We start from the raw sequence: 25,956 nt of genomic DNA, 5'->3' as shown, positions 1-25,956 counted from the left end.
CACGCAGATTATTACGATCCAAGATACTACTGCTCCAACTTGGGCAACACAAAGTCGTTCTTTAGATGTAACGTTACAATGTGCCGATACAGAAGGATTCAATAATGCTCAAACTCAGGCACCAATTGCAACAGATAATTGCAATGGAACCGTAACTTATACTAAAACAACTGGTGAACTGCAAAGAGGAAGCTGTGGAAGCACAGGAACTTATACGAATACCTGGACAGCAAAAGATAGCTGTAACAATACTTCAACTACTTTTACTCAAGTAATTACAATTCAGGATACTGCAGCGCCAACTTGGGTTACACAGGCAGGAACTCTAAATGCAACTTTACAATGTAGTGATGCTGCGGGTTTAGAAAACGCTCAAAATCAAGCTCCAATTGCAACTGCAAATTGTACAGTCGTTACTTATGAAAAAACAAGCGGACAATTTTCAGCTTCTGAAGGATGTTCAAATGCTGGAACGTATACCAATAGTTGGATTGCAAAAGATGACTGCGGAAATGTTACCGATAGTTTTATCCAAATAATAACTATTCAGGATACAACTCCTCCAGCTTTTACTGGAAATCTTCCAACTGATATTACTGTTTCTTGTGATGCTGTTCCAGAACCTGCAAACCTTGAAGCTTCTGACAATTGCAGCGGAGACTTACCAATCGTATTTTCTGAAATTAAAAGCAATGTTCTTAACGAATGCGGCACAAATTATACTTTAACACGCAAATGGACTACTAGTGATTGTGGCGGCAACACCGTTTCTCATACTCAAATTATTACGGTTAGAGATACAACTCCGCCAACAGGAACTGCTCCGGATGATGTTACAGATTTACAAAGCATTATTGACATTCCGGCACCAAATCCGCAAGTTATTATAGATGCAGCAGATAATTGCAGCAGTACAGTAACTGTTACAATTAGTGATTCTAATAACGGAGGAAGCGGCTGTAATGGAAATGCTTATATCTTAACCAGAACATATACGCTCACAGATTGTGCTGGAAATAAAACAGAACTTGTTCAAACCTTTACTGTTGAAAATAAAGTTTCTGTAACAGGCGTAGCTACTAATGTTACCTGCTTTGGAAAAAGCGATGGTTCTATTTTAGTAACTAATTCTCCGGGATCAACTGTAGTTATTACAAATGATCAAAATGAAGTTGTTGGCAATACTAATTTACCTGCCGGAACTTATACACTTACAGCAATATCTGCTGTAAATGGTGAAAATCAAACTTGTACAGCAACTACAACTGTTGTTATCACTCAGCCTGAATATTCTACAAAAATATCAGGTTATGTGATGAATGTAAACAACAACTCTGGTATTGCAAATGTAATGGTGACTTTGATTCCGCAAGGAACTACAACAGGGCCAATTTTATTACGCATAACCGGAACAGATGGCGGGTACAGCTTCACAGGAATGTCTGCCGGAAGTTATTTAGTTCAAGTGCAAGATGCAACTTTAAATAGTGTTTATCAATTATATCCAACAGATTCAAGTTTATTCTTCACAGTTCTTGAAGATTGTACTTTCCAGGAACATACATTTAATTATGGATCTTCTACACTACCAGTTTTAGGCGATTATGTTTGGTATGATGTAAACAGCAACGGAATTCAGGACGAATGGTACGATGCTAACAATGATGGCATTGTGACTAAAAATGTTCCTGATTCAGGTGGCGGAATCGACTACAGCTTATGGGAATGGATCGATTTTAATGGAGACGGAAGCTATCAAGGCCCATCAAACGTTGGTGAATTAAACGCCGGAGGTTTTGGAAATGCAGCAAGTCCAAATGTTATAATTGACGGACCAAACGGTTATCATAAAGAAGTAATTATAGGAATTGAAGGATATTGGAGAGACAGACCAAATACAGAAAATCCGTATGGTCAGTATACTATTAAATTAGTGAAAGATGGAAATCTGGATGCTATGGCTGCTGCCTTAGGCGCAACTGGACTTGTAAAAGTACTTCCAAATTTAGCTGATAAAAAAGCATCCGCTAAAACGAGTAAAATTGAAATGCACACGGTATGCTCAACAACTAGTCCAAGCAGTTATATCGTAAATGTCACTCCGCAAGATTTAGTTCATTTAGATAATGATTTTGGAATAAACTGTAAAGAATACCGAGATATTGTTGCCAATGATGATTCTGCCGGACCTCTTGCAGGCGTTAATCATACTACAACAAATGTTCTAAATGTACTAGTAAATGATACACTTGAAGGGAATGCCGTAACGGTTTCTGACGTAATTATTACTACAGTAACGCCAAACGAATTTTTACAACTAAATCCAGATGGTTCTGTAGACGTTTTACCAAATGCTCCTGTTGGCACACTTACATTAATATATCAAATTTGTGAAGCAGACCAAACTTCAAACTGCGATACTGCAACAGTAACAATTACTATTGTGGCACCAGTTATGACTGTAACAGCAACACCAATTTGTGTAAACGATGTTCCTTACATTGATTATGTAGTAACACCCGGAAATTTCACTCCGGTAAATGGTGTAACAATAGCTTGGGCAAATGCACAAAATACTGTAATAACCACTATGACTAATTTACCACTTAGCGGTCGTGTTTTATGGCCGGGAGCTGTGGTTAATGAAGCTGGAAATGGTATTGACTGGCCGGGATGGATTTTCGAAAACAATAAATGGATTCAGGGCGCTGACGGTTTTGAATCATTACGTCCTACAGTTAATTTAACGATATCAGTTAATCCAAGTGAAACCATAACTGTAAATTATCCACCGGCAGATCCGTATTGTATTGCCAGACCAACATTTGCAATTGTCGCAAATGATGATAATCCGACGGCAATTACAGCACCAGCCGGAGTAACAAACATTGTAAATGTATACAACAATGATACTTTAAATAATGATCCTGTAAATCCTGCTGATGTTACACTTACAACAGTAACACCAGATCCAACAAATACCATAACATTAAATCCTGATGGTTCTGTAGATGTGGCTCCAAATTCTCCCGCAGGAACGTACACATTAACGTATCAAATTTGTGAAAATGCCGATGCCGGAAACTGTGATACCGCTATTGTAACAGTAATTATTGTTGAACCTGAGCCTCCTACTCCAGTTTTTGCAAATGATGATGTATATGCAAACATTGGCTGTAATACCTTTGGATTAGTTGGAAATGTATTGAGTAATGATTTCAAAGGGCAGCTTCCTGCGACACTTGAACTAGTCAATTTTACATTGCTTGCAGAAAATGAAAACAATGCCAAAACAGATCCAAATATCACAATCGATAATCAAGGAAATGTTACCGTTTCAAGTTTAACACCAGCCGGAACTTATACCTACATGTACCGTATTTGTGATAAACTAAGTGCCGAAAATTGCGATACTGCAACGGTAACCATAACTGTAGTTCCAAATGGAATTGTAAACATAACCAGTGAATCATGTAATGATGACTCCAGCTTAATAAACTTGTCTAATTTGCTTCCGGAAGGCACACCAATAACCGGAACATGGATTGACACAAACGAAACTAATGCATTACAGGGAAATATATTTAATCCGTTTGGTTTAACACTTGGCAATTATACATTCGAATATAAAATTACCGATGAAAATTGTCCAAGAAGTGTACTGCTAAATATGGAAGTTAACAATGACTGCCACGTTTTAGCCTGTGGAAATATTTTAGTACATAATGCTTTCTCTCCAAATGGTGACGGAATAAATGATGTATTCGTAATTGACAGTATTAATGATTTAACCTGTTATCCTGAAAATACAGTAGAAATCTATAATCGTTGGGGAATATTAGTATTTGAAACTTCAAATTACAATAATACAACCAATGCATTTGATGGAACTTCCAGAGGCAGAACCACTGTTAATAAGTCTGACGGACTGCCATCAGGTACTTATTTCTACATTCTTACTTATAAATCATTAAATGGTAATAATGAAATTCAAAATAATAAGGAAGATGGATATCTATATCTGTCAAAATAAAAAACAAGTAATACATTACATAAATCACTCTTATATAATGTATTACGCAAAAATAGTAAAAAATTTCTTATTTTTGAATAAACAAAATATTGACTTTTTGATTGGAAAATAATTAAGAAATCAATGAGTAATAATCAATAATACACATCTACTATGAGAACAAAATTATTTTTCTTCGTCATTATGTTTGTAACGATTTCTGGTTATGCACAACAAGATTCACAGTATACTCAGTATATGTACAATGCTATAAATGTAAATCCGGCTTATGCAGGATCCAGAGGAGTTTTGAGCATCTTTGGTCTCTACAGAACACAATGGGTAGGTTTAGAAGGAGCTCCGCAAACAGCCAGTTTCTCTGCAAATTCGCCAATAAATAACAGCAATTTAGGAGTGGGTTTATCGCTCGTAAATGATAAAATTGGACCAACAAATGAAACTACTATTTCTGCAGATTTATCATATACACTTCAAACATCTCCAGATTTCAAGCTTTCATTTGGTATAAAAGGAAGTGCCAATTTATTCAATTTAGACATTAGCAAACTAAATCCGGAAACTCAGGGAGATCCACAATTTCAGGATTTAGATAATAAATTTTCACCAAATGTTGGAGCAGGTATTTACTGGCATTCAGATAAAGCCTATATCGGTTTATCTGTTCCAAATTTTATCGAAACCAAAAAATTTGACGATAACGACTATGCCATTTATAAAAGTAAAATCAATTATTACTTAATGGGCGGTTACGTATTTGACCTTGACAAATTACAATACATAAAATTCAAACCTGCCGCATTAGTGAAAATGGTCGAGGGTGCACCGCTGCAGGTCGATATTTCTGCCAATTTTATGTTTTTCGAAAAATTTGTCGCAGGACTCTCTTATAGATGGAGTGCATCTGTAAGCGGCATTGTTGGATTTCAAATCACAGACGGACTTTATTTAGGATATGGTTACGACCGGGAAACCACAAAGCTAAATAATTACAACACAGGATCGCATGAAATATACCTGCGTTACGAATTCTTTAAAAACACCAGCAAAATGGTAACTCCACGTTTCTTTTAAAAAATAATAGTTATGAAAAATTTTACTCTTCTTATTTTAATAACTCTAAATGTTTTTTCCAGCTATTCCCAGCAGTCAAAATTAAACGCTGGTGCCAAAAAATACGACAACTACGCCTACGTTGACGTTATTAAAACCTACGAACGAGTAGCAGCAAAAGGATATAAGTCTGAGGTTTTGTACAGAAAACTGGGTGACTCCTATTACTTCAATTCTAATTTTGAAGGAGCAGTCAAATGGTATGATGAATTATTCGGCATAAACACTTCTCCCGAAGCCGAATATTATTACAGATATGCACAGTCTCTAAAAGCAACAGGGCAAACAGCCAAAGCCAATAGAATTCTTGAAGAGTTTAATGCAAAATTCAAAAATGATTCAAGAGCAAAACTTTACAGAGAAAACGTACATTATCTTGATAAAATTAAAGCAAATTCAGGACGTTATAAAATCGAAAATGCCGGAATTAATTCTAAATATTCAGATTACGGAAGTTTTGTATACAATAATAAAATATACTTTGCATCTGCAAGAGACACCGGAAATTTCAGTCAGCGAAAACACAAATGGACAGGCGAATATTTTACTAATATTTATGATGCCGACACAAGTTCTCAAAACGATTCAACATCTAAAGTAAATAAAATCAGATCTACCGTAAATTCAAGATTTCATGAATCTTCACTAGTTTTTACTAAAGATGGAAATACGGTTTATTTTACAAGAAATAACTTTGTTGATGGTAAAAAAGGAAAAGATGCCAATAAAGTTACTTTATTAAAAATTTATAAAGCCAGTCTCGAAAACGAAAAATGGACAAACGTAACTGCGCTTCCGTTTACGAGCGATAATTACTGCACAGCACATCCTGCATTAAGTCCAGACGAAAAAACATTATATTTTGCTTCAGATATGCCGGGCACAATGGGACAGTCTGATATTTTCAAAGTAAACATTAATGCCAGCGGCGGTTTTAGTTCTCCCGAAAATTTAGGAAAAGGAATTAATACCGAAGGAAAAGAAACGTTCCCTTATGTAACCAATGAAAACGAAATTTATTTTGCTTCAGATGGGCATCCCGGACTTGGCGGACTTGATGTTTTTGTAGGCCAAATTGAAAAAGATGGTTCTATTGATGATATTCAAAATTTAGGTGCCGATATTAATTCTCCTAAAGATGATTTCGCCTACATTATCGATCCCGTTTCAAGAAGAGGTTATTTTTCATCTAATAAAGACGGCGGTGTTGGTTCTGATGATATTTATAAGTTTTTAGAAACTAAACGTTTAAAATGCGTACAGGAATTAAGTGGTGTAATTACTGATGCCGCAACGGGAATTATACTTCCCGGAACAAAAGTTACTTTGTATGACGGTATGCAGAGAATAAAAAACTCTGCTGTTGCAGATGCTTCCGGATTATACAGTTTTGCTGTCGAATGTGGAAAAACCTATTATGTACGCGCAGAGAAACCAGAATATGCCACTAAAGAAGTCAGTGTAACGATTTCTAAAGAAAGCGGAAAAACCGATCTTCCTATTGCTTTAGAAAAATCGGTCTGTAAAGTTGTTGTTGGAGACGATTTAGGAAAATGTTTTGGTATTAAAAGGATTTATTTTGATTTAGATAAATCTAACATTCGAACCGAAGCCGCTTTAGATTTAGAAAAAATTCTGGATGTTTTAAAACAAAATCCAACAATGAAATTAGATATTCGCTCGCATACAGACAGCAGAGCTTCTCATCAATATAACGAAGCATTATCTAACCGAAGAGCAAAATCAACCATAGAATGGCTTATAAACAACGGAGTTCCTACAAATCGCTTAACCGGAAGAGGTTATGGAGAAACGCAACTGGTAAACTTATGTTCTGATGGAGTGCAATGTACAGAAGAAGAACACCAAATGAACAGACGAAGCGAGTTTATCATTACCGGATTATAAATTGTAAAAACCAAACCAATCTATAATTAAAAAGCTGTCTATTATTATAGACAGCTTTTTTAAAAAAACAACGCTGCACACTCAAGAAATGCAACGAAAACTAACCAACCAGTTCAAATGTTCTCTTTTAAATTTTAGCAAATATATTTGTGTAATATTTTCTTCCGGCAGCATCTGTCCTAATCGAAATACCAAAATGAGTATAATCTCCTTCAATATTTTCTTTATGACCCTGGCTTTCCAGCCATGATTTTACTGCTGCTGCAGATGTTTTGTAGTTGTAAGCTACATTCTCGCCCACTTTTTTGGCACCAAGAACGCTCATAATATTATTAGAACGAGACACAAAATCATTATGATTAACAACATTATTGTCGATCATGTATTTGTTGTGCTCTTCGCACTTATAAGAAATGTGATTAATTTTTTCTAATGCATTTAAGCCGATACTTACTCTGTAATCGTTTATTAACTGCATTGTTTCCAATTCAGATGCATTATAGTTATAGTCAGTAATTACCTGTTGTGTTGCAGTACTACTTTCATTCCCTTCGGCGCCATCGGCAGAGCATGAGTTCATTGTGATAGATATCACAATGAACACCATGGCGCACATAATTTTTTTCATAATCTGTAGTAGTTTAATGCTTTAAAGTAAATGTTGGGGCAAATTCTTTAAAAATTATTATGTGACAATTTTTCTCTGTTTTATTGTCCAAACGTATTCAATTTGTCGGTAAACTACAAAAATAATCGACGAAATGCATTAAAATTTTTTAAAACAATATAAAAATCTTACAATTAAGATGATAAACGATCAATCTTCCATGAAAAATCAGACTGACTTGTATATCGAATTCTGTCATGTAATCTGTTAGGTCTTCCCTGCCAAAATTCTACTTGCAGCGGCGTTACAATAAATCCGCCCCAATTATCAGGTCTTGGAACTGGTTTTCCTTCAAATTTAGCTTCCAGTTTCTTTAAATTCTCTTCTAAAAAAGTTCTCGACGGAATAACTTCACTTTGATGCGAAACAATCGCACCTAGCTTACTTCCGTCTGGTCGGGAATCAAAATAGTTATCCGAAATAATTTCAGAAGTTTTCTGCGCAATCCCTTTTATAATAACCTGACGTTCCATTTCCTGCCAAAAAAACGACAAACAAACATTTGGGTTTGCCGTAATAGCTTTTCCTTTTTCTGAATCATAATTCGTATAAAATATAAATCCTTCTTCAGAAAATTTCTTTAATAAAACCACACGAGATTTTGGAAATCCATCCAAACCAATTGTCGAAACCGTCATGGCGTTTACTTCACCGCTTCCGCCAAAATCCTCCACTTCATGAAACCAGCGGTTAAAAAGATTAATTGGATCTTCTGGAATATTAGTTTCTAATAATTCACTCTTTTCGTAAGATTTTCTATAATTGCTTAAATCACTCATGATTTATTATTTTAGATTGTTGATTTTAGATTTTAGATTTTTTTGTTTCAGGTTTAAGGTTGTCAGGCTGAGCGAAGTCGAAGCCCCTCGTGCCACAAAAGCCCTTTGACTTCGCTCAGGGTGACATCCGTTGTTCACGTTCCTAAATTTAGCATCTTAGTACCTCAGTCCCTTAGAACCTTAGATTAAAATTCAAAACTTAACCCATCATCTCCCAAAATAACATTTGGAAAAATTTCTTCGGCTTCTTCTTTAAAACGCTCAATCCCGTCGTAGCGGGTTGAATAATGACCTAAAACCAAATGCTTCACATTTGCTTTTAAAGCGATTCTCGCCGCTTCTTTTGCTGTTGAATGCAGTGTTTTTTGTGCCAAAGGAGCTTCAGATTCTAAAAAAGTAGATTCGTGGTACAAAACATCGGCATTTTCAATAATCGGAATCACATCTTCATTATAAACCGTATCCGAACAAAAAGCATAACTCATAGCCGGAATTGGGTCAAAAGATAATTTTTCATTCTCAATTACAGTTCCGTCATCAAGCGTAACATTTCCTCCGTTTTTTATTTTTTGATAATAAGCCGTATGAATATTATATTGCTGAGCCGCTTCGATATTTAACTTTCGTTCTCCCGGTTTTTCCTGAAATAAATAACCATTGGTATAAACACGATGTTTCAGCGGAATCGTTTTTACAATAACACGATTATCTTCAAAAATAACCTCACTTTCCTTCGACTCTAATTCGTGGAAAAACAAATTATACGTCGTCCAGGATTCTGTCAATTTTAATTGAAGCAGAATGAGTTCTTTAATTCCTTTTGGACCATAAATATGCAAATCAGTTGTTCTTCCCAAAAGAGAAAAAGTCGAAATAGTACCAATTAATCCATAAAGATGATCTCCATGAAGATGCGAAATAAAAATGTGATTAATTTTTAAAAATTTAATCTTATTCTTTCGAAGCTGAACCTGAGTTCCTTCGCCGCAATCAATTAAAAACAAACGGTTTTTAATTTCTAAAACCTGCGAAGTCGGGTTAGTGAGTGTTCTGGGAGTTGCGGCGTAACAGCCAAGTATTGTTAATTTCATTTTAGATTTTAGATTGTTGATTTTAGATTCTAGATAAAAACATTTTAGATTTAGCATTAAAAAAATCTAAAATCTAAAATCAGAAATCTAAAATTAAAACCCTAAGTCTCTTTCAATTTCTTCCATTTCGATAATATCGTGTGCTTCTAAAAGAGAAGGAACAACAACTAATTTATCTGAAATGGCATTAAAATCAAGATCGCAAGCTACAATTACAAACGATTTTTTTGCTTTTTTCTGAAGCTTAACCAGCGGTAAAAAAGCTTTTAAATCATTTTCTGTCAATTCAGAATCTGATGACAAATCGATTATAATATTTTGTTTTTCAAAGGTTTTAAACTGCTGCGTTACTTTTTCTACAAAGCCATTAAAATCGCCTTGCGTATCTTTTATGGTAACGGTATGTCCTTTTTGATCTACTTTCATTTTATAATTTGTGGGGCTAATATAAAAATTGATTTTTCAGAGCGCTAAGGTACGAAGTTTTTTTTAGTGTTCAGTCGCAGTTTTCAGTATTCAGTCGCAGTTCTCGGTCTCAGTATTCAGTATTCAGTGTTCAGTGTTCAGTCGCAGTTCTCGGTCTCAGTTCTCGGTCTCAGTATTCAGTATCAGTTACAGATTGTCAGGCTGAGCGAAGTCGAAGCCCTCGTCACGTAAAAGCCCTTCGACTTCGCTCAGGGTGACATCCAGATATTCAAGTTCCAACAACTTGAAACCTGAAACCTAAAACTTGAAACAAAACTACTGTATTTTAGAAGCCAAAAGATAAATAACCGCCATTCTAATCGCTACTCCATTCTCCACCTGATTTAAGATAACAGAATGATCAGAATCAGCAACTTCAGAAGTAATCTCTACTCCTCTGTTGATTGGTCCCGGGTGCATGATTACGATTTCTTTTCCAAGAGAATCTAAAAGTGGTTTATCAACTCCGTATTGTTGTGCATATTCACGTGTTGACGGGAAGAAGTTTACATCCATACGTTCGTTTTGTACACGAAGCATGTTCGCAACATCACACCATTCTAAAGCTTTGCGTAAATTTGGTTCAACTGTAACACCAAGTGATTCAATATATCTCGGAATCAGTGTTTTTGGTCCGCAGACTTTTACTTCTGCGCCTTGCATCTGCAAAGCATATATGTTGGATAAGGCAACTCTCGAATGCAGAATATCGCCTACAATAACTACTTTTTTTCCGGTAACATCACCTAGTTTTTCTCTGATAGAATAACTGTCTAACAAAGCCTGAGTTGGGTGCTCGTGCGCTCCATCTCCGGCGTTTACAATACTGGCTTTTACGTTTTTAGATAAAAAATAAGCCGCTCCGGGATTAGAGTGGCGCATTACAACCATATCAACTTTCATTGAAAGGATATTATTTACAGTATCAATCAGGGTTTCTCCTTTTTTAACCGACGACTGTGCTGCAGAAAAACTAATAACATCTGCAGATAAACGTTTCTGCGCTAATTCAAAGGAAAGTTTGGTTCTTGTACTGTTTTCGAAGAAAATATTGGCAATGGTAATATCTCGTAATGAAGGAACTTTTTTAATTGGTCGGTTAATGACTTCTTTAAAATGATCTGCCGTTTCAAAAATCAGGTTAATATCATTCTCATTGATGTATTTAATTCCTAATAAATGATTTACGCTTAATTCTTTCATTGTGTTTGTTTATATATTTATTTGTTTAATCGTTTTATTTGTTAAACCGTTTAATCATTTACTTCCGATTAAACAATTAACCGGTTAACCGATTAAACTTAATTTGTCACTAGGTGAACCACATCTTCACCATCATTTTCTTTCCAGCTCACTTTTACTTTTTCGCCATTAATTGCATCTACCTGACGGCCTCTGTAATCGGGCTGAATTGGTAAATTACGGCTGAAACGTCTGTCGATTAAAACCAACAATTCAATTTCAGAAGGTCTTCCAAAAGATTGAATCGCAGTTAAGGCAGAACGAATGCTTCGTCCCGTAAACAAAACATCATCAATAAAAATGACTTTTTTGTCTTCGACTATAAAATTTATCTGAGTTTTATTGGCTTCAAGCGGTTTATCGGTTCTGCGGAAATCATCTCTAAAAAAAGTAATATCTAGATATCCCAAAGAAATTTCAGGAGTTTGGTATTCGTTCTCTAAAATCTGTTTTAAACGCTCAGCCAAATAAACACCTCTCGGCTGAATCCCGATTAAAATTGTATCAGAGAAATCAAGATGTTTTTCGATTAACTGACAAGCCAAACGATGGAGTATGATAGTAACTTCTTTTGAATTAAGTAATACTTTTTGGCTCATAAGTAATTGTAATGTTTGGTTGGGCAAATATACAAAATCAGAATTTATTTGTTGGGGTGTTGGGATGGGAAATATTTTTTAAACAAAAAACAAGAACTGTAGAAAGACATTTAAATCTTTTTAAGCTAAATTAACATTAAGAATAAAATCTTATTTTTACTATTAAATATCTAATTAAAAATAAGATTTTCATCCAAGGTAAAACATTAATTAATGACTCCAGATTTTAGCAAAAATACAATTGATACTTTAGCGAAAAGAGCAGCTTACAAATGTTCAAATCCTGACTGTAGAGTTCTTACTGTTGGTCCAAATTCTGACCCCGAAAAGTCAACAAAAATAGGAGAAGCTGCTCATATTTATGGAGCGAGAATAGGGGCAAAAAGATATAGCACTGAGATGACAGATTCTTCAAGAGCAGAAATCACTAACTCAATCTGGCTATGTCGAAATTGTCATAAACTTGTTGATACGGATGAACAAAAATATTCTACTAGCATTTTGTTTATTTGGAGAGAACAACATGAAGAATTTATTGCTTCTTCTTTAGGAAATAATACTGATCGAATATTATATAACGAAAAAATTTCTATTCTTAAAGAGTTTACTGAATATCCACCTATTATCAAACGAATTATAATTGACAAACCAGATGGATGGGAATATAGGCTTTCTGCTGAACTAATGAGATTTCTAAATAATCCACTTTTTAGAAAACTTAACGATTTAAAAGAAGGATTATATTTAAAACCATTAGAAAACATAAATGCAGAACAAGCCTTCAATTGGATTCAAGAAAGAATAACTGAGCTAACCAGGATTTCATCTCCTGCAGTTGGATTGTTGGACAGTCTGACTAAAAGTTGGGGTAAACCTGGTGAACCAGGTGATTTAAAAGAGATTCACCATGTTACTAAACTGATTAAGGAATATTTAGAACATGTTATAGCATTTGAAGAAAGGATTCGATTTGTAAATGTCCCTTCGGAATATCAACGAGCTGTTTATTTACTTCAGAATTTAATTGGTTCACAAGTGGAAAAATTATCTATTATTCCTTTAGAACTTGATAATGTTATTTCAATTATACAAAATCCTCCAAAAGAAAATCAAACTCCAATTGTAATTAATAAAGAAATTACATTTGAGATAACTGATTCTTGGCAAAAAGAATTTAATAAGGAAATTAATAAACTAAGTGGATATTCACCAAATCAAAAATATACAAAGCAATCGTCAGGATGCTTTATAACGCTAATAATTTTAATAGTCTTTACTATTTATTTATTTTAAATAAGTAATCATAAAAATGAACTTTCAAGAGCATATCAAAAAACCTAAAACCATATTTCTAATAGATGCTGTAGGAGCATTACTCACATTTATATTACTTTTTTTCGTTCTTAGAACTTTCAATATCATTTTTGGTTTATCTAAAACTACTTTAGAATACCTTTCATTACTGGCGCTCCTTTTTTCAATTTATTCTCTTACCTGCTTTTTTCTAGCAAAAAATAATTGGAAAATGTATTTAAAAATAATCTGTACCGCTAACATACTCTATTGTGTTTTGACATTTGGTATTTTGCTATATGCTTATAAAAGCATTTCTATATTTGGTATTGTTTACTTTTTAGGAGAAATTGTTGTTATAACCGGACTTGTATTTCTGGAAATAAAAACGATTAAATCAAAAGTTTATATAAATATTAAGCCCTTCTAAATTCCATAGGAATGAATTATTTTTTTTGTAACAAATTGTAATTCATTACAATATAAACTCAATTATATAAAATATCCAATTTGGGTAATTTTTTCTTCTTACCTTATAAACCAGATTAAAATCCGGTTCTTACAATTTTAACAATTTGGAAATTAGAAATAAACAATTCGTTATAATTCAATTTTAAATGTTAACTTTTTTTATTATTGTAGTACTTTTCATTCGTTAATTAATCGCTAAACAACAAATTAGATTCGATAAAGTGAAATATTTACCTTACAAATAATAATTTAACATTTGTTTAAATAAATTAGCTGTGGTTTTTCTTACTAACCAAAATTAAACTAATTTATTTTTAACCAAAAACAAATTATCTATGCAAGTATCTAAAATTTTGGAAATACTAATTGCGTTAGGTTTATTTTACTTTCTCTTTAGTACTCTTGTTTCGTTACTCTTTGAATGGTACTCCTTCAAAACCCAAAAAAGAGGCCGATTCCTTTACGAAACAATTCTTAAACTATTAAACGATCCTGTGAACAAAAGCTACGGTGCCAGCTTATACAGCCACTTTAGCATCGATCAGCTTAAAAAAAACAGAGATTCTTACCCGCAATACATTTCGTCTGATATGTTTGCTGATGCCTTGATTGATATTATTGGAAGTCAATCTGAAACTACAAAATTTGAAAATATTTTTGATCCAAAAGGATCTACAAATTTAGTAGATGTTAAGCTAGTCGAAGAACGCATTGAAGATCCTTATAAGAGATTTAAAAAAGGACTTGATCAAATGAACTACAGCCCATTAAAAAGTTATTTAAGGGCATTCTATGAAAAAACAGAAAACCATCCTGATTTAAAAAAAGCAATTTCAAAATGGTTTGATGACTATATGGAAAGAGTAAGCGGCTGGTATAAAACAAAAACGAAAAGAAGTCTTTTCATTATAAGCTTATTGGTTTGTTTAGCACTGAACGTTAATTCTATAACTCTAATTAAAAAATTAAATACGGATGACAAGTATCGAAAAGATCTTGTGTTAATAGCAGAAAAGAAAGCTCTTGAAAATAAAATTAATGCTAAAGAAATTGATTCAGCTGGTATTGTGAAAAATATAGAAAATATCAAATCAATAATTACTGAAATAGAAGATGATGCTCTTCCAATTGGATATCATTTTGATGATAAAAAATCAAAAGAAACAAAAGGAACTGAAAAACCAAAAGAAGCAAAAGAAACAACAACAGAAATCCTCCAAAGGTATATGTGGTGGATTTTAGGGATCTTAATTTCAGCATTTGCTCTAAGTTTCGGAGCTCCTTTTTGGTTTGAAGTTATGGTAAAAGCAATTAATATTAGAAGAGCCGGAATAAAACCATCTTAAAAACTATACAATCATGAACGATATATACAACATTCATTCGCACATCTTTACAGGAAAATGTGCCCCAAAAGACTTTTTACAGGTAGCAGCCAAACTTGGAGACGGAGCTTCTACATTTCTTAAATGGTTAATATTAACCCGACCTGTCTCCTGGTTAATTACAAAATTAGGAAACTTAATTCCGAAAAGAATTTTACAATTCTTAAAAATTGGTGTAATGGCTTCGCAAGAAGAAGTCTTTCTTGACTTGAAAGGAGCTTATGATAATTCTGAATACAGTGGGATAAAAATAATCGCACTCACAATTGATATGGATTATATGAGTGATCCCGACAAAAAACCTGAAAAAGATTTCAATTCACAAATACAGGATATTTACAAATTGAAAAAAACTTACCCAAATACATTATTTCCTTTTTATGGTGTAGACCCAAGAAATCCGGATACTAAAAACCTCGAAAATCTAAAAAAAGCAATTGAAAGTAAAACCTTTGTTGGAATTAAATTATATCCTGCAAATGGCTTTTTCCCTTTTGATGCGCGATTAGACAGTCTTTATCAATACGCCGAAAAAAATAATATTCCTGTTATGACACATTGCACACGCGGCGGTAGTTATTATTTAGGTAAAAATGTCTGGTCGGTTATTCCTGACAATCCTACATCAGTAAATCCGGCGCATCCTTTAATGCCTGTAATTACTGCCCGTATTGCTGCTTATAAAAAGGCTTCTGACAAATCATTTAGGGAAAATGCCAGAGCGTGTAATCTTTTTTCACATCCTGAAAATTATATTCCTGTTTTAGACAAATACCCTAAACTAAAACTCTGCATTGCGCACATGGGCGGAGATATTGAAATATTAGGTGTGAAAAATCCAGATGCAAAAACTGCCAAATTGTTTCAGGTTGCAAAAACCTTGGAAGGTAATCTAACATCATGGTATGAAATTATCAAACAAAAAATCCTGATAGATAAATATCCTAATGCGTTTACAGATATTTCGTATTCGTTATGCGATGAAAATTGCATGATACAATTATCTAATGATTTAAAAAACGGTCTTATTCTCCCAGAGCGGGTTTTATTTGGAACAGATTATTTTATGGTTGCAAAAGAAAATGCTGAACTAAAAGTCGTTGCCGTTGGGCAAAAGAATTTAAGCGGATATTTTGATCAATTTATGAGTGCTAATAATAAAAGGTATTTGTTTTAATCAATTATAAATCGATTAAAACACTTTAATAAAGTTTCGTAGGTTCTGTCAATATTCATAACGAATAAAATGTGTCGAACCTACGGATCTTTTTATTTATTTCTCAATTTATTTTTAAACTGGATTGAAATCCGGCCCTAAAATATGAACCGAGCCGATGGCTCTTTTTTGAAAATCTTTTTCAAAAAAATCATCTTTTTCATAACTAACTTTGGTCTATAAAATATATTTTAGCACAAGTAGATAATAATAACTTACAATACATTTAGCCACTAACATAAATGAAAAAGATCCTCTTAGTTTTAATCTTATACATCTTTCAAAGTAGTTTTGGGCAAACAGCTACTATAAAATTAAAAAATCCTGTATACGCTGGAAAGGAAGCTCAAAATCCTATAAAATTTGAATTTAATGGTCAGCGGTTTGGAGAAAAAGACACTATTATTCGAATCAAATTAAACAAAAACGAATTTGACGTTTGCAAGGTTACTGCTGAAAATTATGTAATTGATTTTATAACTAAATTTAAAGCCAATGAAACTTATCAAATACATCAAGGATGTTGTTGTGCCGATTTTACTTTAGAGGCCGAAAAAAAACCTAAAAGAGGTATTGTAATTTTTAAAAACAAGACTAAAAAAGACCTAGGTTTTCTAATTGCCGGAATTGAATCAGATACTGTTGCAGCCGGAAAAAAGAAAATATTTTTTGCAACAGAATCAGCAATGTGTTATTTTAAGTCTAGCGAAATCCAAATTACCGAAACTGAATATCTCTCTGAAAAATATTATTATAATCATACAGACAATTATAAAGCTTTGGAAGAAGAACAAAAAAAATATTTATTAGATTCCAAATGGTTTCATTTTTTACATGGCGAAAAAATAGAAATTATTTTAAATCCTCTTTCAAACAAAATGGACGTAAAACTAAAAGGATATTTGACCGATAAAGAATATTTACAATTTATAAATGGTTTTGATTAAACCATAAAGGAAGTTAACTAGGTTTAAAAAAATGTTCAAAAAAGAAAATATAATTAAAGAATTAGAAAAAGGAGAAAAGTCAGGATTTGTAAAAAATTTTAATCGTAATTCTTTCATCAAAGAAATGGACTTAAAACATTCGCAAAAAAAATCTGCAAAACTAGAATCCAAATCATAAAACATTTCCAAAAAATTCTATAACGCATTTTGCTGATTCATGAAGTAATTTTAATATAGAAATTTAAAAACTCAGAATCATGCAAAATAAAATTACAAGATTGTTAATGGTATTCGTTATACTGTTTTCATTTACAAGCTGCGAAGTTATTGGAGACATTTTTAAAGCCGGAATGGGATTCGGGATATTTATTGTGATTTTTATAATTGCAATTGTTATCTGGATTTTAGCTAAGGTTTTCGGAAGCAAATAAGACATAAAAAATTAAAAAATCCCAAACTCCAAGTTTAATCTGGAATTTGGGATTTTTTTATGGATGTAGAACTTTGTCAAAGTTTAAAACTTTGACAAAGTTGTAAGGTCAAAGATTGTAAATTCTAAATTGTAATTTGGAATTTATAATATTGTAATTTAAAAATTAAAGATTATACATCTTCTTTCTTTGTTCCTGAATCTTTTCATCATCAAGATATTCGTCAAATGTCATGTAACGATCGATAACTCCGTTTGGTGTTAATTCTACGATTCTGTTACCAACAGTTTGTGCAAACTCGTGGTCATGTGTTGTGAAAATTACAGAACCTTTAAAGTTTTTCAATGAGTTATTGAATGCTGTAATAGACTCCAAATCTAAGTGGTTTGTAGGCTCATCAAGCATTAAAACATTAGCACGCTCCATCATCATTCTGGAAAGCATACAACGTACTTTTTCTCCTCCAGATAAAACTCGGCTTGTTTTTAAAGCTTCTTCACCAGAGAAAATCATTTTCCCTAAGAAACCTCTAATAAATACCTCATCACGCTCTTCTTCTGTTTTAGCATATTGGCGTAACCAATCTACTAAAGTTAAATCATTTTCGAAGAAAGAATGGTTTTCAGCAGGTAGATACGCTTGGTTTGTTGTAATTCCCCAGTCAAAAGTTCCAGAATCTGCTTTTTGATTTCCATTTAAAATTTCATAGAAAGCTGTTGTAGCACGTGAATCTTTTGAGAAAAGAACAATCTTGTCTCCTTTTGCCATATTTAAATGAACATCTTTAAACAAAAGTTCACCATCTACAGAAGCTGACAGGTGTTCTACATTTAAAATCTGATCTCCAGCTTCACGATCCTGATCGAAAATAATCGCAGGGTAACGACGGCTTGAAGGTTTGATTTCAGAAATATTCAATTTAGAAATCATTTTTTTACGAGAAGTCGCTTGTTTCGATTTCGCAACGTTTGCACTAAAACGACGAATAAATTCTTCAAGTTCTTGTTTCTTCTCTTCTGCTTTTTTGTTCTGTTGTGCACGTTGTTTCGCCGCTAATTGGCTAGACTCGTACCAGAAAGTATAGTTTCCTGAATAGTGATTGATTTTTCCGAAATCAATATCAGAAATATGTGTACAAACGGCATCTAAAAAGTGACGGTCGTGAGATACTACAATTACAGTATTTTCATAGTTTGCTAAGAAATTTTCTAACCAAGCGATGGTCTCGAAATCCAAATCGTTGGTAGGCTCATCCATAATAAGCAAATCCGGATTTCCAAAAAGTGCCTGCGCCAAAAGCACACGAACTTTCATTTTTCCTTCCATGTCGCCCATTAATGTATAATGATGCTCTTCGTTGATTCCTAAGTTAGACAACATTGCAGCAGCGTCAGAATCAGCGTTCCATCCGTTCATTTCTTCAAACTGAACCTGAAGCTCCCCTATTCTGTCTGCATTTTTATCGTTATAGTCTAAATAAAGTTCATCCATTTCTTTTTTAACAGCATACAGAACTTTATTTCCCATTAAAACGGTTTCCAAAACGGTATGTTCGTCGAACATGTTATGATTTTGGTTTAAAACCGACATACGTTTTCCCGGCTCTAAATGAATATGTCCCGAAGTTGGGTCCATATCGCCTGAAATGATTTTTAGAAATGTAGATTTTCCAGCACCATTGGCTCCAATAACGCCGTAAATATTTCCGTGAGTGAATGTGGTATTTACTTCGTCAAACAAAATTCGTTTGCCAAATTGAACTGATAAATTATTGACTGTTAACATGAATGTCTTTTTAATTAATTTGGTGCAAAAGTAGTGAAAAAGGTTCAGAGTTGCAAAGGTGCAAAGGGACTAAGTTTTTTTATGCGAACGAGGATTTTCTCGCAAAGGCGCAAAGACGCAGAGTTTTGTTTTACGCAGATGATTATTACGCAATCTTGTCATTTCGAGGAACGAGAAATCTTCGCAAGAAACTCGACAAAGATTAGCTTATCGTTGCGGAGCTGCTTACGAAGATTTCTCGTTCCTCGAAATGACAAAAATGAGGTAACTTTGCGAGATTAATTCAATTATAACTTTCTTTCGCTAAAGCAACTTCTAAGCTTTCGAAATTTGGCATGACTTTAGAAATCAATCCTTCTTTGTTTAGAATAAAATGTGTTGGAAATGAATTTAGCTGTAAAGATTCATTCATGTACTCTTTCATGTCTGGAATTACAGTATACGAAAGTGGTTTTCTGGCTAAGAATGTTTTTAATTGTTCCGGCGAATCTTCGGCTAAACTTATAAATAGAATATCTTTTCGGTCTTTATATGCTTCTGTTAGTTTATTTACCTGCGGAAATTCTCTTATACATGGTGTACAGTGAATATACCAGCATTTTATAACGATTATTTTTCCTTTCATTGTTTCGTTAGAAACTTCATTTCCATTTAAATCTTTAAATAAAAATGGAGGAAAAGCGGTTCCTTCCATTTTATAGTTTTTAAGGGCGTCAAAACCTATTTGGTTGATGGTTGCTTTTATACTGGTATCTGTTTTTGGCTGAATTTTGAATAGCTTGTAATAGTAAACCGAATCTTCTGATTTTAATCTAACTGGAATGAAATTTCCATTTGCTAACTGATCTAAAAAAGCTTCTTTTGAAATTTCTTTTGAAGAAACATCAAGTGCAATAAAATCTCTGGAAAGCATTATGTTTTTACTTTGATAGGCACACCAATCTCCAAAAGTTTTTTGAATTTGAATGGGATTTACTTCCGGATTTCCAAATTTATTTTGAGCAAAAGAAAAAGTGAAAAATAAAAATGCGATTATAATGGTGATGAAGTTTTTCATAAAGATTTTATGCAATAATTCTGGAGTCAAAAGTACTTAAAATAGTTTGCAATTTGGGTTTTAATCGTGAAGAAATGGCACGCAGATGATACGGATTCGCTATCGCGAAAACGCGGATTATGCGGATTTTATTCGCTTTTTATAATGCACCATAATCTTGTCATCCTGAGGAACAAAATGTTTGATGAAACTTAATGTCCTAGCCCTGATAGTAGTGGAAATCCTTTTGTGTCTCGTTTCTTTAACGAGACACAAAAGATTGGAACGGATAGCAGGAAATAGCTCCTAAAAAATAATCATCCCTTTATTTCATTATAAAACATAAAAAAACCTGGCAATATAATTGCCAGGTTCATAATGCGATCCTCAAGGAGAAAACCAAATAACAAATCTCCTTAATTCACTGCATTTATTCGAAATAAAAATTAGATTAAAAAATAAATAACCAAACTCAATTTTAACCGTCCCAATACTTTTATTTCTAAATTTTAAATCCTTTTATTCTAGTTTAAAAAGTTCATTACTTTAAATGATTTCTTGTTTCCAGATTTGTCTGTTACTACAACTAAAAACAATTGTTTAGTTGAGAAACTATGACTTTGAAGCAATACTTCTTTATTGTTTTGAACATTTCTGTGACTTACTAAATTTTGTCCAACAATGTTGAATACATCAACTTGGGCGATATCTTCGTTTTCATTTGAAACAGATAATGCATTGTTTTTAAAATATGCTATCGTTGCATTGCTTTTTGAAGAAATATCATCAAGAGCTAATGTTTTTGCTGCACCTTGTGATGCGAAATAAGCGGCATACGCTTTAGATAATTCAGATGAATTTCCACAAGAAGAGGCATCCCAGTTTACAGACCAAGTCATTAAACCTCTTAAAGAAGGATATGGTCCGCCTGGCTGCATCGTGTATGTTCTTCCAGAAAAAGTAGTTCCGGTTCTTAAATAATGCATTGCATTTATTCCTTCTTGCGGTGTTAAATAACCGCTGCCTGCTGCACTTGGACAAGCCGGTAATGCAATAAGAACTTTCGAAGCTGGTAAACCATCAAAATGCATTCCTGTTGAAGCAATGTTATACCCTTTTATTATCATATCAGTTAAGGCTGTAACCATATTTGATTTCTTAGCTGAACCGTAATATTGACCATCTAATCCGTTTTCTCCTCCTGTATTATACAATTGTACCGCTAACAAATCTAATTCATTACGTAAGTTTTGAATGATTGGAAGGAAAGAACCAAATGTATCTGTATAAGTAGAATATCCTCCTTGTACGTATTGTGTTTCCGGAGCTGCAGTTAATAAAAATCCAGGGCCATAGTAAGCTTTTAATTCTTTGAAAGCATCTACTACGTTTTTCAATCTTGGATAAGCAGAAATTCCCGCATAAGAAATATCTCTTAGATTTCCTGCACTAAAATTCATCGATCCGCCTTCAAAATCAATATCAACTCCATCAAATTGATACTCGTCGATAATTGCTTTTAGACCATTAACAAAAATATTTTTTTGAGTTACATTCTCTAAAACAACATGACCATTTTGACCTCCAATAGAAACAATAACAGGAACGCCACTATCTCTTAATGATTTTATATCATTTTTCAACAATTGCTTATTGAAAACACCATTGGTCAAATATCTATTGTCATTTGTAGTTAATATTGGTGTATAACCATCACGATTAACTGTTTCTACGAAAGAATAGTCAACTACGTTAAACTTACTTCCTACCATTTGAGAAAAATATAAAAATGGAGCACCAGCATTTTCCCAAGAATGTGCATATCCTAAAATAATTTTAGATGGAAGCGGAATAAATCTATTTGTGCCTACTTGCGCAATTTTAATGGTATTGTTTAATGTAGTTACACCAGATTGATTATCGGTTGCTTTGATAACAACTGGATAATCCTGATAAGCAGATGGTGTAAAATTATACGTATAAGTATTATTTGTACCTGCTGTCATGTTAAATGTACCTCCATTTATGGTAATCGTAACACCTGAAACTGATCCGTTACTATCTACAGCTGTAACTGAAATTGGCACAGCCTGGAAAGAATTTTGGTATACAGTAGCAGATGGTGAATTCCAAGTAATTACTGGTAATGAATTAGGACAATTTGAACCTGAACAAGTTAATGTAAAGCTATATGTTTTTGCTTCTGTTGTTCCGTTTGATGCAGTAGCCGTAACAGTTAACGTATGAGAAGCCGAAAACTGATTTGCTGCTGGTGTCCAACTCGCTGTATAAGTTCCTGAAGAATTTGAAGCACTTATAGTTTGTCCGTCTAAACTAAATACAACAGATGAGATTGTAGTAGCATCTGCGGCACTTAATCCAACAGTTGCAACAAAATTAATTGATGATCCTAAATTTATAGCAATCGCCGAAGCTGTTGGCGCTGTAATAGTAACTACAGGCTTAGTTGCCACTACTGCTTGTCTGTTAAAATTATAAACTGTTGGAGTTGTTGGAACTGCAAAGTTGGCTAAGTTATTTGGATAATAAGTCTGTTCACCATTTTCCCATGAATTTAATTTCAAACTTAAAATTTGTGTATAACCTGCTACAACTGAATTATCGAAAGTATAATTTCCTGATGCATCTGTTGTTGCTAAAACACTTTTCCAGTTATGTGTATTATCTGTCCAAGGTAAAACGATTTCTACTTTTGCGCCAGCAACCGGAGTTGTTCCGTTTTTAACTGTTCCGCTAATTAAGTTTGCCTGAACTTGTGCTGCTTTTGCTGTAGAACTAGTATTAAAGTTATAAACTGTTGGGTTTGCAGGAACTGGGAAATTTGCCAAATTATTTGGAAAATAAGCTGTTTCTCCGTTTTCCCAAGAGTTTAATTTCAAACTTGTAACGGTTGTATAACCTGCTACAACTGAATTATCAAAACTGTATTTTCCTTGTGAATCTGTTGTTGCTAAAACGCTTTTCCAGTTGTGAGTGCTGTCTGTCCAAGGTAAAACAATTTCTACTTTTGCACCAGCAACCGGAGTTGTTCCGTTTTTAACTGTTCCGCTAATTTTGCTTGAAGAAACTACAATAACATCTTGTGAGAAGTTTAATGTTTTGTTCGCTGTTAAATTAGTATAAACTGTTGAAGCTGGAGTAAAAGTTTGTCCTGTTAATGCAGCTGTTACTGTATAATTTCCGCCAGAAGCCAATGTAAGTGAATAAGCTCCGCTTGAATTAGTTGTTGCAGTAACATTTCCTGCTGTAGAAGCTGCTGTAACTGTTACACCAGAAACTGCAGTTGATCCGTTTAGAACTGTTCCGCTAACTGTGTAAGTTACAACTGCTGCTCCCTGGGTAAAATTCAACGTTTTGTTTGAATCAATTGCATTGTAAACTGTAGAAGCTGGCGTGTATGAAAATCCAGTTTTGGCAGCAGTAACTGTATAATTTAATCCAGCTGTTAAACCTGCAACGCTGTAAACTCCGTTTGCATTTGAAACTGCTGTTAATGTTGAACTTCCAGAAACTGCAGAAACTGTTACCCCAGAAACTCCAGTGCTTCCGTTAAGAACTGTTCCACTTACTGTGTAAGTTGGCTGTGTTCCGTTGATGATAACTCCTGTTTGATTCACAACAACATTTGTTAAAGTTACCGGAGTAAAAGTATAAGTCGCTTTTAATGCCGTAACGGTATAATTTTGTCCAGAAGTTAGGCTGTTGAATGTAAAATTCCCTGTAGCCGAAACTATTGTTTGAATTACTGCATTACTAGCATTACGCAATTCAACCGTAACATCTGTAACTAAAGCTGATCCATTTTTTGCAGAACCAGAAATACTTACTGTTCCCGGAACAACGCTTCCAAAAGAAGTATCAACCTGAGTTAATAATGAATTTGGAATTGAACCTCTCGTATCCTGAGATAATTCCCAGATCATTCCTCCAGCTAAGTTTCTTGATTTTATATACTGAACTTTTAAATCTATCGACTGCTTATCTTCATAAGAAATAAACTCTTTTCTAGTAGCATTATATAAATAAGGAACTTTAGTCGTATTATCAAAATATCTAACCCATCCTGCAGAAGCTGCACTTGATGTAACCTGCATTGTATTTGGATCTAAATAAGCATGTGAGTTTGTAACCGGATTTCCGACTAAATCACAAATTTCGATACTTCCTGAACGCTCGCACGCTCCTGAACCATCCCAAGTTCCAATAGGATTTTGCGGATTTGTACATCCTCCCACTACATCTCTTGGAGCTGAAACGAATAATCCATTTGTTGAATTTGTCGCTACATGATCAAATTTCTTTCCATAAAACGGTAATCCCATGATTAATTTATTTGCCGGGAAACCAATTACATTTAGATATTGATTTGTTAATTCGTCCAATGATTCAGATTGTGTTACACCATACAAAGGATCGTTAGGATTTCCACTTGCATATAAAGGAGCATTGTAGCATGTTTTGTCATACCAGTTTCCACCAAAATCATATCCAAAATAAGTGATATAATCGCAATAAGTTGAAATGTCTTCTGTCATTCCGTATTGGGATCTGTTGTTTGGCCCCAAATATTGCTGCGATACTTTTCGAACATTGTTTCCTGCTGCGATTGTAACCAGTTTATTTGGCATTGCCTGACGCATTGCTTTCAATAAAAGCACTAAATTTTTATTGTCATCAGGGCTGTATTTTTGTGGAGGAACAGGCGAGCCATTTACAATTTCTGTACCGTCAGTTCCACCCGAAAGAGGATATTCCCAATCGATGTCAAAACCATCAATAAACGGATAAGTAACAATAAAGTTTGCCATATCTGCAGCCAATGCCGCTCTTGCCACAGGACTTGCAGCAATTGGAGAAAGATCCTGGCCTTTTGTCCAGCCTCCAACAGAAATTAAGACTTTTAAATGAGGATATTTTTCTTTTAACTTTTTCAAGTCATAAAAGTTTCCTTTTACCGGAGCATCCCACGGGATTCCACCTTCCATATGCTCAAAATCAGCATAGGTATCCAAACATTTTAATTTTGTATTCTCCGGATGTGCCGGATCATACGTTGTGCCATAAAAAGAATAATTTAAATGCGTAATTTTACTTCCATCAATTTTCGGAACGTTGAAATCCCGGGCATAAATAGACCATTGCGCATAATACCCCACTACTTTCTTTCCGTGGGCGGGTTGGGCCAACGCAAGTAGGGGAAACAATAACAAAAAGAGCAATCTGTAATAATGTTTCATAATTAATAAATATTGGTTAATAGAAAATAAATAATTGGGCCGAAGCAGTTTTTACTGCCAGGTTTCGCTCAACACAGGTTGGAAGGCTGCGTCGATTGGAAATAAACTCAAATTAAATTCTATAGATAAATATTACTATTACTGATTTTTCATAATCATTAGCCAATAGTAGTGATTGATATTTATTTATAATTTTTAAAAAAATTAATATTAAATACAAATGATAAATTTGGGACTACT

19 protein-coding genes are annotated in these 25,956 nt (G+C 33.7%); 10 read left to right on the top strand and 9 right to left on the bottom strand.

Annotated features, from left to right (window positions below; all coding sequences use genetic code 11):
- The 3 genes from ACODSB_RS08840 to ACODSB_RS08830 all read left to right on the top strand — a co-directional run.
- A partial coding sequence (locus ACODSB_RS08840) for a T9SS type B sorting domain-containing protein (protein ID WP_488936770.1) occupies positions 1 to 4,033 on the top strand: 4,033 nt, incomplete at its 5' end.
- Positions 4,034 to 4,186: 153 nt separating this feature from the next.
- Positions 4,187 to 5,104, top strand: a complete 918-nt coding sequence (locus ACODSB_RS08835) for a PorP/SprF family type IX secretion system membrane protein (protein ID WP_488936769.1) — start codon at positions 4,187 to 4,189, stop codon at positions 5,102 to 5,104.
- Positions 5,105 to 5,116: 12 nt separating this feature from the next.
- Positions 5,117 to 7,051 carry an OmpA family protein gene (locus ACODSB_RS08830; protein WP_488936768.1) on the top strand — a complete coding sequence of 645 codons (1,935 nt, stop codon included), beginning with the start codon at positions 5,117 to 5,119 and terminating at the stop codon, positions 7,049 to 7,051.
- A gap of 127 nt (positions 7,052 to 7,178) precedes the next feature.
- Here the strand turns inward: ACODSB_RS08830 and ACODSB_RS08825 are convergent, their stop codons facing one another.
- The 6 genes from ACODSB_RS08825 to pyrR all read right to left on the bottom strand — a co-directional run bounded on the left by ACODSB_RS08825 (position 7,179) and on the right by pyrR (position 11,894).
- Positions 7,179 to 7,679, bottom strand: a complete 501-nt coding sequence (locus tag ACODSB_RS08825; protein WP_488936767.1) for a CAP domain-containing protein — start codon at positions 7,677 to 7,679, stop codon at positions 7,179 to 7,181.
- A 173-nt stretch (positions 7,680 to 7,852) separates the two neighbouring features.
- Complete coding sequence (gene pdxH / locus ACODSB_RS08820) at positions 7,853 to 8,497, bottom strand: pyridoxamine 5'-phosphate oxidase (protein ID WP_488936766.1); 645 nt, start codon at positions 8,495 to 8,497, stop codon at positions 7,853 to 7,855.
- A 185-nt stretch (positions 8,498 to 8,682) separates the two neighbouring features.
- Positions 8,683 to 9,588 (bottom strand): ribonuclease Z, encoded by a 906-nt coding sequence (locus ACODSB_RS08815; RefSeq protein WP_488936765.1) that lies wholly within the window; start codon positions 9,586 to 9,588, stop codon positions 8,683 to 8,685.
- Positions 9,589 to 9,681: 93 nt separating this feature from the next.
- Entirely contained in the window at positions 9,682 to 10,014 is a 333-nt protein-coding gene (locus tag ACODSB_RS08810; RefSeq protein ID WP_053470146.1) for a hypothetical protein, read from the bottom strand.
- A gap of 315 nt (positions 10,015 to 10,329) precedes the next feature.
- Positions 10,330 to 11,256 carry an aspartate carbamoyltransferase catalytic subunit gene (locus tag ACODSB_RS08805; RefSeq protein WP_116754346.1) on the bottom strand — a complete coding sequence of 309 codons (927 nt, stop codon included), beginning with the start codon at positions 11,254 to 11,256 and terminating at the stop codon, positions 10,330 to 10,332.
- 98 nt (positions 11,257 to 11,354) lie between these two features.
- A complete protein-coding gene (gene pyrR / locus ACODSB_RS08800) occupies positions 11,355 to 11,894 on the bottom strand; it encodes a bifunctional pyr operon transcriptional regulator/uracil phosphoribosyltransferase PyrR (RefSeq protein WP_053470147.1) in 540 nt (179 codons plus the stop codon).
- A 213-nt stretch (positions 11,895 to 12,107) separates the two neighbouring features.
- Here pyrR and ACODSB_RS08795 point away from each other — a divergent pair, with 213 nt between their 5' ends.
- From ACODSB_RS08795 to ACODSB_RS08765, 7 genes are all read left to right on the top strand, one after another.
- The gene (locus tag ACODSB_RS08795; protein WP_488936764.1) at positions 12,108 to 13,187 is read left to right on the top strand and encodes a hypothetical protein; all 1,080 of its coding nucleotides are present in this window, start codon (positions 12,108 to 12,110) and stop codon (positions 13,185 to 13,187) included.
- A 16-nt stretch (positions 13,188 to 13,203) separates the two neighbouring features.
- Positions 13,204 to 13,617, top strand: a complete 414-nt coding sequence (locus ACODSB_RS08790; RefSeq protein ID WP_488936763.1) for a hypothetical protein — start codon at positions 13,204 to 13,206, stop codon at positions 13,615 to 13,617.
- Positions 13,618 to 14,248: 631 nt separating this feature from the next.
- Positions 14,249 to 15,004: a hypothetical protein gene (locus tag ACODSB_RS08785; protein ID WP_488936762.1), complete on the top strand. Its 756-nt coding sequence runs from the start codon at positions 14,249 to 14,251 to the stop codon at positions 15,002 to 15,004.
- Positions 15,005 to 15,017: 13 nt separating this feature from the next.
- Positions 15,018 to 16,220: an amidohydrolase family protein gene (locus tag ACODSB_RS08780; protein WP_488936761.1), complete on the top strand. Its 1,203-nt coding sequence runs from the start codon at positions 15,018 to 15,020 to the stop codon at positions 16,218 to 16,220.
- A gap of 281 nt (positions 16,221 to 16,501) precedes the next feature.
- The gene (locus ACODSB_RS08775; protein WP_488936760.1) at positions 16,502 to 17,206 is read left to right on the top strand and encodes a hypothetical protein; all 705 of its coding nucleotides are present in this window, start codon (positions 16,502 to 16,504) and stop codon (positions 17,204 to 17,206) included.
- 31 nt (positions 17,207 to 17,237) lie between these two features.
- Entirely contained in the window at positions 17,238 to 17,384 is a 147-nt protein-coding gene (locus ACODSB_RS08770; RefSeq protein WP_180858823.1) for a hypothetical protein, read from the top strand.
- A 79-nt stretch (positions 17,385 to 17,463) separates the two neighbouring features.
- On the top strand, positions 17,464 to 17,637 hold the full coding sequence (locus ACODSB_RS08765) for a hypothetical protein (RefSeq protein ID WP_165590656.1): 174 nt from the start codon (positions 17,464 to 17,466) through the stop codon (positions 17,635 to 17,637).
- Between the two features lie 165 nt (positions 17,638 to 17,802).
- Here ACODSB_RS08765 and ACODSB_RS08760 read toward each other — a convergent pair whose 3' ends face one another.
- The 3 genes from ACODSB_RS08760 to chiA form a co-directional block, all read right to left on the bottom strand.
- Entirely contained in the window at positions 17,803 to 19,422 is a 1,620-nt protein-coding gene (locus tag ACODSB_RS08760) for an ABC-F family ATP-binding cassette domain-containing protein (protein ID WP_053470154.1), read from the bottom strand.
- Between the two features lie 283 nt (positions 19,423 to 19,705).
- The gene (locus tag ACODSB_RS08755) at positions 19,706 to 20,479 is read right to left on the bottom strand and encodes a TlpA family protein disulfide reductase (RefSeq protein ID WP_488936759.1); all 774 of its coding nucleotides are present in this window, start codon (positions 20,477 to 20,479) and stop codon (positions 19,706 to 19,708) included.
- A 503-nt stretch (positions 20,480 to 20,982) separates the two neighbouring features.
- A complete protein-coding gene (chiA, locus tag ACODSB_RS08750; protein WP_488936758.1) occupies positions 20,983 to 25,716 on the bottom strand; it encodes a T9SS-translocated chitinase ChiA in 4,734 nt (1,577 codons plus the stop codon).
- Positions 25,717 to 25,956 lie beyond the last annotated feature (240 nt).

Source organism: Flavobacterium sp. FG68, from assembly GCF_057808895.1.
The sequence above is the reverse complement of the archived record's forward strand: the minus strand, read 5'-3'. Positions and strand labels throughout refer to the sequence as shown.